The organism is Streptomyces sp. NPDC042371 (assembly GCF_056437465.1).
The window spans coordinates 363,816-381,580 of record NZ_JBWKAP010000006.1 but is presented as its reverse complement, the minus strand read 5'-3'; the positions used below and the strand labels follow the sequence as shown (position 1 = coordinate 381,580).

At 70.7% G+C, this 17,765-nt stretch carries 16 protein-coding genes; 7 read left to right on the top strand and 9 right to left on the bottom strand.

Going from position 1 to position 17,765, the window contains the following annotated elements:
- Positions 1–399: 399 nt before the first annotated feature.
- Together AC068B_RS20770 and AC068B_RS20765 are read right to left on the bottom strand one after the other, a co-directional pair.
- Positions 400–1,920: a condensation domain-containing protein gene (locus AC068B_RS20770; RefSeq protein ID WP_478673103.1), complete on the bottom strand. Its 1,521-nt coding sequence runs from the start codon at positions 1,918–1,920 to the stop codon at positions 400–402.
- 465 nt (positions 1,921–2,385) lie between these two features.
- Positions 2,386–3,012 carry a response regulator transcription factor gene (locus tag AC068B_RS20765; protein ID WP_478673102.1) on the bottom strand — a complete coding sequence of 209 codons (627 nt, stop codon included), beginning with the start codon at positions 3,010–3,012 and terminating at the stop codon, positions 2,386–2,388.
- Positions 3,013–3,828: 816 nt separating this feature from the next.
- Between AC068B_RS20765 and AC068B_RS20760 the strand changes: the two genes are divergently transcribed.
- Genes AC068B_RS20760 through AC068B_RS20750 form a run of 3 tightly spaced genes read left to right on the top strand, consistent with a single transcriptional unit; the run spans position 3,829 to position 9,201 of the window.
- Positions 3,829–5,706, top strand: a complete 1,878-nt coding sequence (locus tag AC068B_RS20760; protein WP_478673101.1) for an ABC transporter ATP-binding protein — start codon at positions 3,829–3,831, stop codon at positions 5,704–5,706.
- The gene (locus AC068B_RS20755; RefSeq protein ID WP_478673100.1) at positions 5,706–7,643 is read left to right on the top strand and encodes an ABC transporter ATP-binding protein; all 1,938 of its coding nucleotides are present in this window, start codon (positions 5,706–5,708) and stop codon (positions 7,641–7,643) included. Before AC068B_RS20760 ends, AC068B_RS20755 begins: the two co-directional genes overlap by 1 nt.
- Positions 7,627–9,201: a class I adenylate-forming enzyme family protein gene (locus tag AC068B_RS20750; protein ID WP_478673099.1), complete on the top strand. Its 1,575-nt coding sequence runs from the start codon at positions 7,627–7,629 to the stop codon at positions 9,199–9,201. Before AC068B_RS20755 ends, AC068B_RS20750 begins: the two co-directional genes overlap by 17 nt.
- A gap of 111 nt (positions 9,202–9,312) precedes the next feature.
- Here AC068B_RS20750 and AC068B_RS20745 read toward each other — a convergent pair whose 3' ends face one another.
- Positions 9,313–9,537, bottom strand: a complete 225-nt coding sequence (locus AC068B_RS20745) for an STAS domain-containing protein (RefSeq protein WP_478673098.1) — start codon at positions 9,535–9,537, stop codon at positions 9,313–9,315.
- 269 nt (positions 9,538–9,806) lie between these two features.
- On the opposite strand from AC068B_RS20745, the gene AC068B_RS20740 reads away from it, so the two are divergent.
- The 4 genes from AC068B_RS20740 to AC068B_RS20725 all read left to right on the top strand — a co-directional run bounded on the left by AC068B_RS20740 (position 9,807) and on the right by AC068B_RS20725 (position 12,752).
- Entirely contained in the window at positions 9,807–10,751 is a 945-nt protein-coding gene (locus tag AC068B_RS20740) for an aldo/keto reductase (protein ID WP_478673097.1), read from the top strand.
- 72 nt (positions 10,752–10,823) lie between these two features.
- On the top strand, positions 10,824–11,297 hold the full coding sequence (locus AC068B_RS20735) for an MSMEG_6728 family protein (RefSeq protein WP_478673096.1): 474 nt from the start codon (positions 10,824–10,826) through the stop codon (positions 11,295–11,297).
- Positions 11,298–11,619: 322 nt separating this feature from the next.
- Positions 11,620–12,003 (top strand): hypothetical protein, encoded by a 384-nt coding sequence (locus AC068B_RS20730; protein ID WP_478673095.1) that lies wholly within the window; start codon positions 11,620–11,622, stop codon positions 12,001–12,003.
- Positions 12,004–12,143: 140 nt separating this feature from the next.
- A complete protein-coding gene (locus AC068B_RS20725; RefSeq protein WP_478673094.1) occupies positions 12,144–12,752 on the top strand; it encodes a class I SAM-dependent methyltransferase in 609 nt (202 codons plus the stop codon).
- 10 nt (positions 12,753–12,762) lie between these two features.
- On the opposite strand, the gene AC068B_RS20720 is transcribed toward AC068B_RS20725, so the two are convergent.
- From AC068B_RS20720 to AC068B_RS20695, 6 genes are all read right to left on the bottom strand, one after another.
- Positions 12,763–12,966 (bottom strand): hypothetical protein, encoded by a 204-nt coding sequence (locus AC068B_RS20720; RefSeq protein ID WP_356253147.1) that lies wholly within the window; start codon positions 12,964–12,966, stop codon positions 12,763–12,765.
- A 97-nt stretch (positions 12,967–13,063) separates the two neighbouring features.
- The gene (locus tag AC068B_RS20715; protein ID WP_478673093.1) at positions 13,064–13,963 is read right to left on the bottom strand and encodes a Sir2 family NAD-dependent protein deacetylase; all 900 of its coding nucleotides are present in this window, start codon (positions 13,961–13,963) and stop codon (positions 13,064–13,066) included.
- Positions 13,964–14,032: 69 nt separating this feature from the next.
- Entirely contained in the window at positions 14,033–15,121 is a 1,089-nt protein-coding gene (locus tag AC068B_RS20710) for an FUSC family protein (protein ID WP_478673092.1), read from the bottom strand.
- 165 nt (positions 15,122–15,286) lie between these two features.
- The gene (locus AC068B_RS20705; protein WP_478673091.1) at positions 15,287–15,958 is read right to left on the bottom strand and encodes a hypothetical protein; all 672 of its coding nucleotides are present in this window, start codon (positions 15,956–15,958) and stop codon (positions 15,287–15,289) included.
- Between the two features lie 31 nt (positions 15,959–15,989).
- Positions 15,990–17,228, bottom strand: a complete 1,239-nt coding sequence (locus AC068B_RS20700) for a helix-turn-helix domain-containing protein (RefSeq protein WP_478673090.1) — start codon at positions 17,226–17,228, stop codon at positions 15,990–15,992.
- Positions 17,229–17,395: 167 nt separating this feature from the next.
- The gene (locus tag AC068B_RS20695) at positions 17,396–17,668 is read right to left on the bottom strand and encodes a hypothetical protein (protein WP_478673089.1); all 273 of its coding nucleotides are present in this window, start codon (positions 17,666–17,668) and stop codon (positions 17,396–17,398) included.
- Between the last annotated feature and the right edge of the window lie 97 nt (positions 17,669–17,765).

Below are 17,765 nucleotides of genomic sequence, written 5' to 3'. Positions count from 1 at the left end.
CTGCTGAAAAGGGGAGAGGGCTGAGGGGAGAGCGGTGCAACAGCCGCGGACGGGCCGTCCCCGGAAGGCGGACCTCGTGGGTCACTGTCCGGCATCCCGCTGCCGGAACCGTGATCGATCCGGGCGGCCCGGAGAACAGTCTTGCCGGGACCCAAGTGATCGAACACCCCCACTTTGGGCTATGGTCATCCGGCTACTCCGAAAGCCCGGTCCGATGCGCATGGCGGGCACGGTGAGGTCCGGGAATCATCGTGCGCACGGGAGTGGCACCCCACTCTGCACGCCTGCACCTGCGCCAATGCCTGTGCCTGTGCCTGAGCAACACGGCATGCCGCAGCGCCGACCGACGGGCAGAACCCTGACGGTCGGCGCACCTCGATACGGCTGCCTGTGGCGCCCCTACGTGCTGGCGACCCGCCCGGTCCCGCCCACGACGGCCCGCGGCTCCGTGTCCCCGGTGGACTCGGTGTCCTCGGCCCCCTCGGCGTACTCGACGAGCAACCGCTCGATGTCGTAGAGGAATCCGTGGACTTCGGACGGCGTGAGCGCCCGGTGGTCGGCGTTGAGCACCAGCCGGATCAGGCCCGGCGTCTCGTCGTCGATCACGATGAAGAAGGTCTCGCCCTCCTCGAACTCGTCGGGACCGACGACGGTTTCGGCCATCGCGGCCCGCAGGTCGGCGCCGGACTCCGTGGCACGGCCCTCGGCCGCGTCGGGCAGGGACTGCTCCTCACGGACGTCGTTGAAGCAGTACGAGAGGTCGACCGGAGCCCCGCTCTCCCGGGCGGAGGCGATCAGGACCTCCGCGTCGTCGGGGTCGTAGAGCCCGTTCGCGTACGCGGCGGTGCAGGCGGCGAGGGCGCGGCGTGCGACGTCCTCTACACGGTCGCCTTCCAGGTCGATCGTCACCGGCACCTCCGCGTGCAGATTCGCGATGGTGCCCCGCAGTTCCGGGTCCGACCGGTTGGCTGTGAGCAGGCGCAAGGTGCACGACGGCAGCCCGGCGCGGCGGCCGAGGAGTTGCGCGACGACGGTCAGGAGTACGACGGAGCTGCTCACCCGCCAGCGCCTGGCCACCATCGGCACCGCGAGCGCCACCGCGCGGGACTCCATGCCCGCGCTGTAACGGACCGGGGCCACCAGGCCGCCCGCGCCGCCGACGGATCCGTTCCGCGGCGGGAACAGGGTCGGGGGCGCGCTCTCCAGCTGACGGCACCAGTAGGCACGCGCCCGTGCCTGGAGGGCCCGGCCGCGCGGGGAGTTCTCCCACTGCGCCTGCTCTACGGGCTGTCGTGACGGTACGGCGGGCGGCAAGGGGCGACCCGCCGCACGCGCGTCGAGCAGCCGCGTCATCTCATCGGCCAGCAGCCGTACCGACGTCAGGTCCACGGCGAGGTGGGAGACGCAGAACGCGGCGAGCACCGGAGCGCCGTCGACGACGGTGACCATGAACCGGATCAGCGGGGCCTGCGCGGGGTCGAAGGCGGTGTGCCGCATCCTGCGCTCCCAGGCCTGCAGCACGCTGTCCGGGTCCCCGTCGGGGGGCAGGGTCCAGACCTCGGCCTCGAACTCCGCGGCATCCACGACCTGTTGGACCAGAGCGCCGTCCACGTCCCGGTGGAACCCGGTGCGAAGCGACTCGTGGCGTGCGAGCAGTTCGGCGAAGACGTCGAGGAGGTCCTCGGTGGTGCCGTGGCCGGGCAGGGGCACCGGGAAGCACACGTCGTAGAAGGCGGCGTCGGGTAATTGACGCTGCATCAAGTTCCATATGTGCCGCTGGGCACAGGTGGCGGGCGCGGTGACGGCCCGTCGTCCAGCGAAGGGGATGCGGTGCCGGACGAATTCGGCCACGGCGCGGTCCTTTCCAGCACGTCGAGGCGTGCTGCGGGAGGGGGTGGATGCGGGAGTCCGGCGCGGCATGACGCCCCGCGGAGAACCGCATCGGGATTCGCGCCCGAACGTTCGGCGAGTCGAGTACCCGCGGGCTGCCCGCCCGGATTCACCGTAGCGCCGGCTCCGCACGAACGGCACCCGCGCTTTCGGGGCTGACCGTTCGGGCACAATTCACCGTGTGGGGCTGCCCGATCTGGCGCACCGAACGGGCGCCCACTGGGGGCTTGCCACATCATTCGGGCACCACGAGTATCGGATGCATGCGGGAAATCCGCATGCCCCGAGCCAGGCGGCATCCGGATTTCCCGATATTTGAAAAAGCAGTAACGCACGACGTACGGACTTCCGGACTACCGGCCGGGCTTCCGGAAAAGAGGCGGGTCCTGCCCGCCCGGTGACACGCGCTCCACAGCACGGCGGGCGCGGTCGGCGCGCACAGCACAGACAGCACTGGCGGCGCCGGCAGCACCGGCCGCCGAGCGGGCAGGACCGTCAGGCGATGAGACCGTTCTGTATGGCGGTGACCACCGCGGCCGTCCGGTTGGGTGCGCCCAGCTTGAGCAGGAGGCTGGCGACGATGCGTTTGACGCCGTGGCTCGAGATGCCGAGGCGCCGGGCTATCTGTTTGTTGCTCAGCCCTTCGGCGAGCAGCGGCAGCACCTCGTTCTCCCGGCCGGTCAGATTGCCGACGCGGCGCCAACGCTGCTGTTCCGGCTCCCGGACGCGGTGCAGCAGCGCCCGGGTGACGGAGGTGGGCATGGGCACCTCTCCCGCCACTATTCCCTGCAGCGCGTCCTCGACCGCGGTGGCGGTCAACTCATTCTCGACCAGGAATCCATCGGGAACCGAGGGAGCCGCGAGTATTTCCTCGGGGACGTCCGTACTCGTGAGCAGAAGCAGCACCTTCGGTCGCCGACGCCTGGCATCCATGAGTACGTCTCGACCGGGGCTGTAGTCCTTCTCGTGCAGGAACAGCACATCGACCTGGCTCTTGCCTAAAGTCTCCTCCACCTCGCCCCAGTCGCCGCAGTGTCTGACGTCCCTGACCAAGGGGGTCGTCGACAGCGCGGCGCGCAGCCCGAGCTGCAGGAATCCGTTGCGCACGAGAGTGGTCACCACGAGCTGCTCTCCTGGATACGGGGGGTGGCACAGCGTCTGGCTCACTCGCATTCCTCCTCACTGTCGCCACTCGCCCGGCCGTATCCGACGTGGGGAGTTGACGCCGCCCCGCGCCGTCCACTGGCAGGCCGTGGCAGGCCTACTACCGCGCACACCTGCAATAGGCACGCAGTAGCAAGCGCTTTTCAGCACTGGACACTCATCACAGTACCCAGACGATTCAAGCGACTTCAACCATTCGACTTGACGCGCCACGATCAGGCCGGGCGGCCCGAAAAGGGCGGCCGAACACCTCCTCACCTGGTGATTTAATTTTCAACTCGGGGCTATTCGCACAGACTCGGAGCGGACTTTCTTTTTCGGGTGAAAACAAGTAGCTTCCATGCCACGGCACGACCAGGACCGGCCCGTTTGCACGCCAGGGCAATCCACGCCGCCGCAGATCCGACCCTCAACCCCAGCAAGACACCCCTGAGCAGGGACGACCCTCAACTTCCCCTGATCGCAGACGGCTTCGATCACGCCACCTCACTGCGCGCCGGGGGAGCCACTCGTGACCGCCCCCGCCCGCGCGCGGATCTTTGTGCGCGACCTGCACGCCCATGACCTGCGCGGGAAGGCGACCGCGGGCGACGACCAACTCCACAGGCACTCCACTTCCGGCCACATCGAATTCACATTGGCGGCCGGAAAGCCCTGTGAGCCACACACCCAGCAATTCGCTAAATGATGGCCGAAAACCATGCGTCGATTGCCTTTTCCGGACCTCTCCGGGCCCGGGGACGCTACGGCCCCCGACACGGAGAAGGAGCGCCGATGACCGCCGAGACCAAACCGGGCGGGGAGGCAGCCACGGGCACGGACACGCACACGCACACAGACGCCGGGGCCTCCGCAGACGCGGCCCCCGGCGTGCAAAGCAGCGTCCCCCGCTGGCTGCTGGCGCAGATGCGGCCCTTCAGGCCGTACATCGCCCTGTTCCTGCTGGGCAGTCTGGCCTGGCAGGCCCTGACCGCGGCGATCCCCCTCGTCACCGGCCTCGCCTTCGACGCCATCCTCGACCAGGACGACGGATCGCCCGACTTCGGCACCTTCCACGCCATCGCCGTAGGGCTGCTCGTGCTCGTGGTCGTCCGGGCGCTGGGCGGCATCATGTCCACGTACTGTCTGGAATCCTTCGCCAGCGGGCTCGAACGCAACGCGCGCGCCCAGGTCTTCGCCAGTCTGCTGCGCAAGAGCCAGGGCTACTTCAACCGGCGACGCGTCGGCGACCTGTCCGCCCGTGCCACCGGCGACGCGGAATCGCTGAACCTGATGGTGTCGCCCGGCTTCGACCTGGCCGTCGACCTCGCGCTGAACATCCTGATGCCGATCGTCTTCATCGCCCTGGTGGACCCGCGGCTGCTGCTCTCCCCCGTCGTCTTCGTCGTGCTGTTCGCGCTGGCCCTCGCCGAGCACGGGCGGCGCCTCGAGCCCGTGTCCGACGTCGCGCGGGAGCGCTTCGGCGATATGACGGCCCAGGCCTCGGAGAGCATCGCGGGCATCGAGGTCGTGGGGTCGACCGGCGGGGCCGACGAGGAGCGCTCCCGGTTCTCCGAGCTGGCGCGGGCCTACCGGGACGCCTCCGTACACCAGATCCGCACCCAGGCGCTGGCCCTGTCCCCGCTGCTGCTGACCCTCGCCACCGTCGGCGCCCTGGTGCACTCCGTGATCCTGCTGCGCGACGGTTCACTGAGCATCGGCGAACTCGTCGCCGTACTGGGCCTGATGGGCACCCTGCGCGCCCCCACCCAGCTGGCGTCCTTCAGCCTCGGGCTCATCTATCTGGGCATGGCGGGAGCGCAGCGCATCAAGGAGGTCGTCGACGACCCCGAGGGCGAGGACGAGCGCAGCGGCCGCCATGTCGCGCCCATCACCGGCGAAGTCGCCATGGAAGGCGTCACCTTCGGCTACGAACCCGGCAAGCCGGTCCTGCGCGACGTCTCCTTCCGCGTGGCCCCCGGCACCACCGTGGCCGTCGTCGGCGCCACGGGCAGCGGCAAGTCCACCCTGCTGCACCTGCTGAACCGCACCTACTCACCCGACGAGGGACGCGTCCTGATCGACGACGTCCCCACCACCGACTGGGACATCGGGGCACTGCGCTCGTGCACCTCGGTCATCGAGCAGGACGTGATGCTCTTCTCCCGCAGCATCGCGGAGAACCTCAGCCTCGGCTCGGACAACGGCACCGACCGGTCCCGCATCGAGGCCGCGGCCCGCATCGCGCAGGCACACGACTTCATCATGGCGACCGAGCACGGCTACGACACCGTCGTCGGCGAACGCGGCGCCACCCTCTCCGGCGGACAGCGCCAACGCGTCGCCATCGCGCGCGCGTTGATCGCCGACCCCCGCATCCTCGCCGTGGACGACGCGACCAGCGCCGTCGACAGCGCCACCGAGTACGAGGTGCAGCGCGCCATGCGTCAGGCCTCGGACGGGCGCACCACGTTCCTGGTCACGCCCAGGCTGTCCCGCATCCGGGCGGCCGACCACATCCTCGTCCTGGACGCCGGCCGGATCGTCGACCAGGGCAGCCACGAACAGCTCCTGCGGGACTGTTCTCTGTACCGCAGGATCTTCGCGCCCTACCTGAGCAAGCCGGCACCCGAGGGTCCGGACTCCGCGGGCGCCAAGGAGGAGAGCCACTGATGGCGCATCTGCTGGAGGGCCTCGACCCGGAGGGCTACGACCGCCGTTACGGCGACCGCGAGCTGACCCGCCGTATCGCCCCGTACTTCCGCGGCAAGGGCCCGGCGCTGGCCTTCGTGACCATCGCGGTGATCGTCGCCGCCACGGCGGGCAGCGCCGTTCCCCTGCTGCTGGCCCGGACCGTGGACTCGGCCCTGGAGGAGGACAGCGACGGGCGTCTCGTGCTGCTGATCGCGGCGATCCTCGTCGCGGGCATCGGCGCCTGGCTGCTGAACGTGCTCCAGGAGCGCGCAGCCGGAGCGATGGCCGGGGACGTGGTGCTCAAGCTGAGGGAGCATGCGTTCGCGGCGGCGATGCGCCAGGACATGGCGTTCCACGACGCCCACCCCACCGGCGTGGTGGTCAGCCGCGTCACGAACGACACACAGGCGTTCGCGACGCTGATCACCTTGATGCTCAGCCTCCTCGGCCAAGTGCTGATGATCGTGATCCTGCTGACCGCGCTCTTCGTGATCAATGTGCCGCTGGCCCTGGTGACGGCTTTCGTGGCCGCGGTCATCGTCGCCGTCAGCCTCGCCTTCCGGCGCGCGGCGCGCAGCGCATCGCTGCGGCAGCAGCAGGCGCTGGCCGAGGTCAACGGATATGTGCAGGAGACGCTGCGGGGCATCGCCGTGGCGCGCAACCACAGCCACCAGCAGTCCGCGCAGGCCGGGCTGCACGAGGTCAACCGGCAGTGGTTCCGGGCCAGTGTGCGGCTGAACCGGCTGTTCAGCGGCATCTTCCCACTGCTGATCTCCCTCACCGGGCTGGGCACGGTCGCCGTGGTCCTGGTGGGCGGCCACGGCGTCGACTCGGGCTCGGTGTCGGCGGGCGAGTGGGTGCTGTTCCTGGAGGCCCTGGCCCTGTTCTGGTCGCCGCTCACCAGCATCGCCTCCTTCTGGAGCCAGCTCCAGCAGGGCCTGGCCGCGGGCGAGCGGGTCTTCGCCCTGGTCGACCGCGAGTCGACGGTGGGGCAGCGCGACCGGATCCCGGTGCCGCGCCTGCGCGGCGAGATCACCCTGCGCGACGTCCACTTCGGCTACGACGCCGAGCATCCCGTACTCGACAACGTGAGCCTCACCATCCCGGCGGGCCGCACCGTGGCCCTGGTCGGGCACACCGGGGCGGGCAAGTCCAGCGTGGTGCGGCTGATCATGCGCGCGTACGAGTTCCAGAAGGGCAGCATCGAGGTCGACGGTCTCGATGTGCGCACCCTGGACCTCGACCAGTACCGGCGCTGCCTCGGCGTGGTGACGCAGACGCCGTTCCTCTTCTCCGGGACGGTGGCGGACAACATCGCCCGGGGGCGACCGGGTGCCGGGCGGGACGAGATCGAGGCCGCCGCGCGTGCGGTGGCGGGCGGCGACTGGCTGGAACAGCTCACGGACGGCCTGGACACCCCCACCGACGAGGGCGGGCGGAACCTCTCCACCGGCCAGCGGCAGATCGTCTCCCTGGCCCGGGTCTTCCTCCAGGACGCCCCCGTGCTGATTCTCGACGAAGCCACCGCCAGCATCGACCCGCTGACGGAGGCGCAGATCCAGGAGGGTCTCGAGACGCTCGCCGCGGACCGCACGACCATCGTCGTCGCGCACCGCCTGCCGACCGTCCGCAAGGCGGACACGATCGTCGTCGTCGACGACGGCCGGTTCATCGAAGAGGGCGACCACACGACGCTGCTGGCGCGCGGCGGTGCCTACAGCCGCCTCTACGACCGCTACTTCCGCCACCAGCAGCCCGACGAGGACCCCGCGGACGACCCGGGCGCACGGCCGTCCGCAGCCGCGCCGTACGCGCGGGCGGCGGCGTCGGCGAACGGACACCCGGAGCGGGACGGGCAGGGTGCCCCGCCCGCCGCGAACGGAGAGGAGAGCGTGATCGATGGCCACCGCGTCTGACAGCGAAGCGAACCGGCTCACCCCGCTTGACCGGTCCACCCCGCAGCCCACCACCCTCAAAGACCTGCTCGACAGCGCCTGCCGGGCCCGCCCCGACGCTGTCGCCGTGCGCGGTGAGGACGCCGTCCTGACCTACGGTGAGCTGCACGAGAAGGTGCGGTCCACCGCGCGCCGCTTCTGCTCTCTCGGTGTCACGGAGCACGGCACGGCGGGGCTGCTCGTCGAGAACACCCCGGAATCCGTCGTCGCCCTCCTCGCCGCAGCCCGTCTCGGGCTGCGCCTGGTCCCCCTCGAACCCGGCACTCCCCGGTCCCAACTCATGTCCGTGCGGGATACGTTGGGCCCCTTGTCCGTCGTGGGGCACGCGGCGCGGCTCACCGCGCTCGACGGTGCCAAGGACCCGGGTCCCCTCGACTGCGCCCTCATCCCCGTGGAGGACCCGGGCGACGCCCCCCCACGGGAGCCCGACGTCGAGGAGCCGCCGACAGCTGCCGCGCCCGACGCCCCCTTCCTCCACCAGTACACCTCCGGCTCGACCGGAGAGCCCAAGGCGGCCGTCCACACCCAGCGCAACCTCGTCAACGGCGGCGACAGCTACGCCCGTTCCTACGGGATCACCGAGGACGACCGCATCCTGGCCGCCGTCCCGCTGCTGCATTCCTTCGGCCTGGTGGCCGGACTGGTCACCGCCCTGCGGGCCGGGGCAGAGCTCGTCCTCCTCGGCCGCTTCACCCCCGCACGCCTCCTGCGGGCCCTGGACGAGCACGCCTGCACGGTGCTGGTCGCCGCCCCCATGGCCTACGACCTGACGACCCGGGCGGCCGGTGCGGGATCGGCTGCGCCGCGGCCGCCCGACGCCCTCCGGCTGTGCCTCTCCTCGGGGGCCGCGCTGCCGCCCGCCGTGGCACAGCGGGCCAGGGAGCGGCTCGGCCTGGACATCCAGCAGGTCTACGGCTGCACGGAGGCCGGGGTCATCGCCGCGCGGCGACCCGAGGACGGCTCAGGGGCGGATCTCGGCGTGGGCCGTCCCATGCCCGGCGTACGGCTTCGCATCGTCGACGAGCGGGGGGACGAGGTGCCGCGCGGCGAGGAAGGGGCGCTGCTGGTACGGACACCCGCGATGTTCCTGCAGTACCTCGGCCACCCCGACGCCACCCGGCGCGCCTTCCACGACGGCTGGTACCGGACCGGCGACGTGGCCCGCCTCGGCCCCGAGGGCCATCTGCACCTGGTCGGGCGCAAGGACTCCTTCATCAACGTGGGCGGCAAGAAGGTGAACCCCGTCGAAGTGGAGCAGGTCCTGCTGGCCCACCCCTCGGTCGTCGAGGCGGTGGTCTGGGGCGAGACGATCGACGGCACCGGCGAGCGCGTACGGGCCACCGTCGTGGCCGGGGCGCCGCTGCGGGCGACGGAGCTGGCGGCCCACTGCCGCACCAGGCTCCTGCCCCACCAGGTCCCCGCCGCGGTCGACTTCGTCGCCTCGCTGCCGAAGAGCTCCATGGGCAAGATCAGGCGCGCCGCGGTCGAAGGCGCCGGGGCGTCCGGCGAGGCTCCCTGAGAGCCTGTGCCACAAGTCCCTGGCCGTCAGGCGGTCCTGGCCTGTTCGAGGGTGGGGTGGCAGGGGATCACGGCGTCCAGGCCGATGAGCCGGATGACGCGCAGTACGGGCTCATGGGCGCAGCCACCCCTGGGCGTCCGTGACGGCGTGCTGCGCGTCGATGAAGACGTTGATGCCGCTGGAGTCCATGAAGGTGACGTCGCTGAGATCGACCACGGTGCGCGGCGGCGTCGCGCCGTCCGTGGGGATCAGGGTCCGGCTGAGCTCGTCCTTGACGGCGTGGTCGATTTCGCCGTGCAGCGCGACGATGCGGACACCGTCGACCGCGGAGCGCATGACGGAAAGCCTGCCGTGTCGGCCGGGTTTCGGAGTATCGGCCACGGTCTCCTTTACGGTGCCTGGGTCGTTCCTCGTTCCGGGGTGGGTCGTGCCCCACCGATTCTGCCCCAAGGCCGTCGGCAGCAGGACTGATTCCGGGCCATGGGGCGGACGGCCACGCGTGACGGTGCGGTTCCCGGGCATGACGTGAGCGACAGGAGCGACGACGTGAGCGGAAGAGCCGCGGAGCCGTGCCCCGGGAAGGGCGACACGAGGGAAGGCGACGCATGACTGCACAGACCGACGTACCCGCCGGGCGACCGCTGTACGGGTGCATGGGGCTCGGCGGCACCTGGGACAGCGACCCGTACACCACCGCGGACATCGCCCACGCCGAGGCCGCCGTCGAGGCCGCGCTGGCCATCGGCATCACGGCGTTCGACCATGCCGACATCTACCGGCGCGGCAAGGCGGAGGCGGTCTTCGGCGAACTCCTCGCCCGGGCGCCCGACTTGCGGGAGCGGATCGTCCTGCAGACCAAGTGCGGCATCCGGCAGGCCGACGGGCGGCACCCCGGCATGTACGACCTGCGGGCGCCGCACATCGTCCGCAGCGTCGAGGAGAGCCTCACCCGGCTGCGTACCGACGTGATCGACGTACTGCTGCTGCACCGCCCCGATCCGCTGGCGGACCCGCAGGACATCGCGAAGGCCCTCACCTCGTTGCACGGCCAGGGGCTCGTGCGCCGCTTCGGCGTGTCCAACATGAGCGCCGCGCAGATCCAGCACCTCCAGGCCCACCTCGATCTCCCGCTGGTGGCCAACCAGCTGGAGATGAGCCTGAGCAGCAGGGACTGGGTCGAGGCGGGCGTCCTCGTGAACACCCCGGCCGCGGCCGCGAACGGCTTCCCGCACGGAACCGTCGAGTACTGCACCGCCCGCGAGATCCAGGTCCAGGCCTGGGGCGCCCTCGCCCAGGGCCGCTACACCGGCGCGCTCGATTCACCGGCCGCGCAGCTCGTCGCCGACCTCGCCGAACGCAAACGGACGACGCCGGAGACGATCCTGCTGTGGTGGCTCCAGCGCCACCCGGCCCGCATCGCCCCCGTCATCGGCACCAGCCGCCCCGAACGCATCCTCGCCTGCCACGACGCCGTGAGCCGCGAGCCCGAGCTCACCCACGAGGAGTGGTACGACCTGTGGGTCACCGCCCGCGGCGGCCCCTTGCCGTGACCGGCACCGCGAGCCGTACCCGATGGGCGCAGGAAACGGGTGGGAACAGGTGTGTCGCGGTAGGGATGCTGCGTGCAGACGTTCCTCCCGTACTCCGACTTCACCCGATCCGCCACGGTCCTGGACCGGGCCCGCCTGGGCAAGCAGCGGGTCGAGGCCCTCCAGGTGCTGCGCGGCCTGACCGTGCCCGGCTATGGATGGCGCCACCACCCCGCGGTCCGCATGTGGACCGGCTACGAGGAGGCCCTGGTCCGCTACGGCCTCGACGTGTGCGCGGTGTGGGTGGCGGACGGACACCCCGACACGTGCGCCGCCACGATGCTCACCGACTTCGCCCGGCACAGCCCCGGCGCCGACGTACGCGCCCAGGAGCAGCTCGCCGACGAGGACGAGTTGCCTCCCTGGCTCGGCGACCCGGCCTTCCACCGCAGCCACCGGTCCGCGCTGGCACGCAAAGCACCGGAGATCTACGTCCCGCTCTTCCCCGACGTCCCCGACGACCTGCCGTACCTCTGGCCGACGTCCGACCGCGACCCCGCGGCGTAACACCTCCTGCCGCGGCACTTCCTGCCGCGCCCATTTGCCAGAGAGGTGACCGGTTCACGACAATGATCGGATGGCAAACAGGGGGCGCATACTCAAGGTCACAGCCGTACTGACACTGTCGTCGCTCGCGCTGACGGGTTTCACGACGGGACGCGGTCATGGTGGCGGCAGTCGTCACGGTGGCGGGGGCGGCGGCGGAGGCGGCTGCAGCAACTCGAGCCAGGACCACGACAGTTCGTCGTCGTCGAGCAGCTCGGGCTCTTCCGGCTCGGGATCGTCCGGCTCGACGACATCCGGTTCGGGCTACGACGACGATGACGACATGTACGGCAGCAGCGGCGGGAGCACGGACGGGGGCAGCGGCGGCACCCGCAGGCGGCTGCCGAACGACCGTTCCACCGCCTCCAGTTCACCCGGGGGCGACGGACGCACGGAGGACGGGAAGGCCAAGCTGGTGCGCTGCGCGACCAAGGCGGCGCCGTACGCGACCGTGAAGGTCACGAACAACAACGCCAAGGCGGGCCGCTTCTGGGTCTCGGTCACTTTCGTGGACGCCAAGGGCCTCACCATCATCGAGCAGAGCGAGAAGGTCAAGGTCCCCGGGAAGGGCAAGGCGACCGCCCGGGTGGAGATCGGTGGCGGGGGTCTCGTCGACTCGTTGGACCACTGCGAGGTGGATCCGCAGGCCCCGCCCGTCTCCAGCTGAACTCGCCCCTTTGCGCTTTTCGCAAAGAACTTTGCCCCCTGGCCCACAGGGGGGCACTTTGTCGTCGGAGGCGGTGAAGGCGATGGCGACGGCGACACGGACCGCTCCCTCACCGAAGAACGACGAGAGGACCGGGTGGCATGGACGCCGAACGCTGGGACGACATGTACCGCAGCCGCGACCAGATCTTCAGCGGCAACCCCAACGGCGTGCTCATCGCCGAGGTCGGCGACCTGCCGCCCGGCCGGGCACTCGACGTCGGATGCGGCGAGGGCGCCGACGCGCTCTGGCTGGCCCGGCGCGGCTGGCAGGTCACCGCGGCCGACGTCTCCGAGGTCGCCCTGCAACGCGCCGCCAAGACCGCCGCCGTCGACGACGCCCAGGACCGAGTGACGTGGACCCAGGTCGACCTCAGCACCACGCCACCTCCGGCAGGCCCCTTCGACCTGGTGTCCCTCCAGTACTTCCCGCTCCGCCGCCAGGAGGGCCACGCGGCGCTGCACGGCCTGCTGGACGCCGTCGCGCCCGGCGGCACCCTGCTCTTCGGCAGCCACGCCCTCGCGGACCTGGTCCACCACCGCTCGGAGGAGTTCGACCCCACCGACTACTACCAGTCGGACGACATCGTCCCGCTCCTCGGCCCCGCCTGGACCGTCCTGATCGACGAGACCCGCCCCCGCACGACCCCGGCCCCGGCCGACACGCACCACACCCAGGACACGGTCCTGCGAGCGGTACGCCTGCCGTGAAGGGCGGAGGTCAGGCGTCCAGCACCCGCTGCACCGCCTGCTGCGCCGCATAGAAGTCGGCGTCGGAGACTCGTGGGTCGTCCTCGACGCCGTCGAGCCACTCCGCGATCTCCTCGGGTGTCCAGAGGTCGAAACCCTTTGGAATGTCGAGCGTCGTGGTGTCGGCACGCAGTTGCTCGGCGGCCACGGCTTCCTTGACGCTGCGCGTGCTCACTTCGATCATCGTGTCTCTCCCCTCGGGTCCGGGAACGGACGGGCGACGTTGCCAGAGGTGGCCCCGGGATGTCCAACCCGCCGCTCTCGGGGTCGCGTCATGCCGCCGGGAGCGCCTGGGCCACCACGTCGGTCAGGGCTCGGCCCAGGGGGAGGTCGATGCGGGTGGCCCAGCGGTCGCCGCGGGTGGGGCCCTGGTTCACGATCAGGACCGGGGTCCCGGACTGTGCCGCCTGGCGCACGAAGCGCAGGCCGGACATGACCGTGAGGGAGGAGCCAAGGACCAGCACGGTGGTCGCTCCGTCGACGAGGCTCCGGCAGGCCGCCACCCGCTCGGGCGGGACGTTCTCGCCGAAGAACACCACGTCCGGCTTGAGGATCCCGGTGCCGCAGACCGTGCACGCCACCGTCCGGAACCCGTCGACCGCATCTTCGGGCAGGTCCACGTCACCGTCCGGATTGACCTGCGCGGCGCGGTGCCGCTCGGCGACCGCCTCGAACCCGGGGTTGGCCTTTCGCAGCCGGTCGTGGAGCGTCGAGCGGTCACTGGCCGCGCCGCAGTCCAGGCAGATCACCCGGCTCAGGCTGCCGTGCAGCTCCACCACGTCCGGCGTTCCGGCGGCCTGCTGCAGCCCGTCGACGTTCTGGGTGATCACACCGGTGACGAGGCCCGCTCCTGCCAGCGCCGCGACGGCCCGGTGGCCGCTGTTCGGGCTGGCTCCCGCCATCGACCGCAGGCCGAGCTGGCTGCGGGCCCAGTACCGTCGGCGTGCGTGGTCGCTGCCGGTGAATTCCTGGAACGTCATGGGCACGTGGTTGCGGCGGAACGCGCCGTGCTCGCCGCGGTAGTCCGGGATGCCGGACTCCGTCGACAGGCCCGCTCCGCTCAGCACCACAACGCCTCCCGCCCGCACCGCGGCGACGACCGCCGACAGGTCGGTCGAGGCGGGCGGCAGGTCGCCCTGCGGCTCCCAGGTCAACGTGGGTCGCGTCCTCATGCCGCCCAGCTTATGACCGAGTCCGGACAGTGATCCAGAACCGGGCGGACGGCCGGAGTCGCGTGCCGCTCAGGCGTCCGCGGTGTCCTGGAGTACGTCGCAGGTGTTCTGGAACTCCTCCATCAGCCGGGTGGCCTCGACGATCAGGACGCCGTACGGGCGGGTCGCGTCGGCCAGCGGCAGCCCGTACTTCAGCGCGACGTCGAGGACCTTCTGGAGCGCCTCCTGGGCGGTCGTGGCGAGGGCGCACATCTCCTCGGCCTGGTCGGCCAGCGTGTCGGTGTCGAGTTCGGCGATGACGTGCACGATGTCGCGCAGGCTCGCGGCGAAGTCGGCGTAGACCTCCAGGGCGGGGGCGTACGTGTAGGTGTCCTCGGTCTCGCGCCAGCGGCCGAGGCTGCGGGTGAGCGAGGCCAGCTGGTAGACCGCGCGTTCCATGGCGCCAAGCACCTGCCGGTAGCGGCCGAAGGAGAGGTAGCCGCGGTGGGCGGGCAGCAGGCGGCGGGGGTTGAAGGGCAGACTGTTCTCCGCCGCGCTCAGCCCGGCCCGTGCCTGGCCCACCGCCGCCTGCACGCGCTCGCCGGCCTTGCGCCACTGCTCGGCGCGCTCGGCGGCCACGTCACCACTGCACAGGCCGTCGGCCATGTCGTCGAGCAGGGATTCCATCTCGGCGGCAAGGGCGTGCAGGCCCTGCTCGGCGCTGCGGTAGCGCAGTGGCGGCGCGATACAGAGGTTGACGATCAGCCCGACGCCGCAGCCGATGAGGACGAGGAGGACGATCTGCCCGAGCTGCTGGGCCCTGTCGGCGTTCGTGTCGGCGGCGGTGTACGTGGAGAAGGCGAAGAACGCCGCGGTGGCGACCTGGGAGCGCTGCTCCCCCAGCGCCGTCCACTGGCCCAGGCTCAGCGCGATGACGGCGACCACGGCGAAGGCGAACAGCTCGGGCCCTGCCGTGAAGCCGATCGCCGCCTGAACCGCCACGCCGACGACGACCGCCGCGATGTAGCGCAGCGTCTCCCACACCGACCTCTGGAGCGTGACGTTCATGGTCAGCACCGCGGAGAACGGTGCGAACGCCGGTGACGTGGCGGCCAGCAGGTCGTGCGCGATCCACCACGACAGCGTCGCCGCCAGCATGCACTTCGCGACGAGAAGCACCGTACGACGCTCGTGCCCGGACGAACCCCACACCCGCCCCACCCAGGCTCCACCTCTACGCAACCGCTCCACCACGCGCTCCGACCACCCTTTTGTGCCCAGTCCCGGCCATCAGGGACTTCAGACACTGTGTAACCCGCGTCGGTCGCTTGAAGCGTGAGCGCTCTACTTCTTGCAGCCTCCCTGCTCCGTCTGGACCATCGTGGTCTCCCCGACGTGTCCGTGGACAGGACGAAGCGAGCGGACCACCGCCGTCCCTGCGACGGTCCGGTCCTCGCGCATGGTGATCACTTGACCGGGTCGCAGGTGCTGCCACTGCACCGGGGTGAGTGGGGCGAGGCGTACCGATGCTTGTCCGCCGGGGTCCACGAAGGGTGCGAATTCCGCCCAGAGAGCGGCGACGCAGAGGTCGAGTTCGCCTGTTGCCGTGCGGCGCCCGATGTTCCACAGGGGCCGAAGGACGCCTGCCCCCGGGAACGGTGTCTTTCGGCGGCCCTCGTCGGCAGGGGTGAGAGTGAGGTCGGCTCGGATGACGATGCCCTGGCGTGTCTCGTGACAGCGCCAGCGGCACCAGGCCGCGCTCCGCGCCAGCCGCGCCTGCTCGGCGGCGGTGGCGAGGGACTCCCAGAAGTCGAGCGGGAGCGAGTCGGTGTCGCCGCCGAGTTCCTCCAGCAGGGCCAGGGCCACTTCCCAGTCGTCGTGGGCGAGGTACTCCCAGACGTCGTTAACCGTGATGTCGCTACCCGTGGCCACGTCTTCCGGGACCAGCAGGGAAGCCGCTTCCAGCAGGGAGGCTGCGTCCAGCAGGGAGGCTGCGTCCAGCCGTCTGGTCGTCATCTGCCCCAGCCACCCCCGCGCCCCCGCGCCCTCAGATGGCCGCGGCTCTCGCCCGTCGGGCAATGGTGCGGCGCACCTGCATCCGCATGTTCTCAGTGAGCAGCGGGTTGCTCTTGAGGACGCCGTTGAACTGGGTCAGCAGCCGGAAGACCGCGACGGGGCCCGTCGTGCCGCGACTCGGGTACGCGAGTGGGGGCAGCGGCAGGGCTCGGCCGGTCAGCGACAGGCCGTTCTGCACGGCGGTGTGCCAGAGCGGCTCGAAGTAGGCGGCTTCACCGTCCAGGGCGAAGACGAGCTCCTGGACGGTCTCCCACTCCAGCACCGCGGCGCTCTCCAGCATGGCAGTGATCTGCTGGGCCGTCAGATGACCGTTTTCCGCTGCCAGTTGGGCCGGATCGGGGCGTCCGGCTCGGCGGTACAGATAGCGCAGCGCCGCATGTAGGGAGGGCGTCGCGTTCCTCTTCGCGCCGCGGCGGGTCAGGGCGCTCTCCCACAACGGCCGCAGCTGGCCAGGGGACGCACCACAGGCACGCGCCAGGCGGCAGACGACGGACCAGGAGGGCAGGCGTTCACCGGCGATGATGCGCGAGACATAGCCCGGCGAGAGGCGGGCCTGCTCGGCGACCGAACGCAGCGTGCGGCCGCTGGCGCGGTGCAGGGAGGCCAGGGCGGGGGCCAGCTCTTCGGCGCAGACGACGACATCGGCGCCCTCCTCGTCGGCGTGCTGACCGAAGGTGCCGGTGATCATGTAGCGGACGGGACCGGGGCCCGGTCCGTCGTCGGGCGCCGCCGGTCTGCGCGGCGTGGGCCCCGCCGGACGCTGCGAACGGGGTGCCCGCTTGCGCTGGTAGCGCTCCATCGCAGTGGCGTATTTGTGGCGGACCGTGTCCGGGGTCAGGTTCATGGCCGCGCCGACATTGGTCCAACTGGCGTCGCGGGCCCGGGCGCGGCCGACCAGGCCGATGGTGACGGCGTCCAGCCGCTGCTGGATGCGCACCAGGATGCGCAGGGGGTCTTCGGGCGGCGCACCGGAGTAGTCGAGGGAGCCGAGCAGTTCCTCGACCTCGTCCTGGATGGCGTGGAAGTCCTGGAGGAGCTGCTCGTCGACGAGCCGGGTGTCGGGCGGCTCCGGACGGCTCTTCCTGCTCTCGCGGTTGGCCGCCTGGCGGCACTTGGTGCCGCAGTAGGTGCCGGGGCGTCCGGCTCCCTGCGAAATCCAGGTGTTGCCGCACTGCGGGCACACCCTTTCTCGCATATTCGGCTGATTCATGATGGGTCCCTTCCTGGCAAAAGTGGTGGCCAAAGCCTCGGACCACCGCACTGCTCCGGCCGTGAATTCCGTGACAGGAGCCGGTGATCCAATCCCCTTTTCGTCGGGAACTTGGGCACCGGCGTGGCACCGGAGGCCAGCCGGACAGGCCGACCTCCGGTGGTCCGTCAGTTCTGTCCGGTGCGGCCGAGCAGATACACCCCGCCCATCCACACAGCAGCAATGACGAGGGACGCTGCGGTTTCGGAGAGGCTCGGCTCGCCGTGGAACACGATCAGGGGCGGCGCCTGCAAGGCCGTGACCAGCGGGTTGCCAGTTTTGTTGCCTGCCGCGTGTTCAGTGTTGCCCGTCATATACGGGGCGACCGGTGCGCTGTTATGGTCGGGACCGGTTCGGCGCCGAGCGCGCTCGAACCGGAAGCGGCCAGGGAAATGGGGCATGCGTAACGTCCTCTTTCTTGGTTTGCATTCATCAAGAGCGCGAGCCCGGGACCCCGCTAAGAGAACGGGCTCGCGCTCGGTGAGCGTAGTGACACGG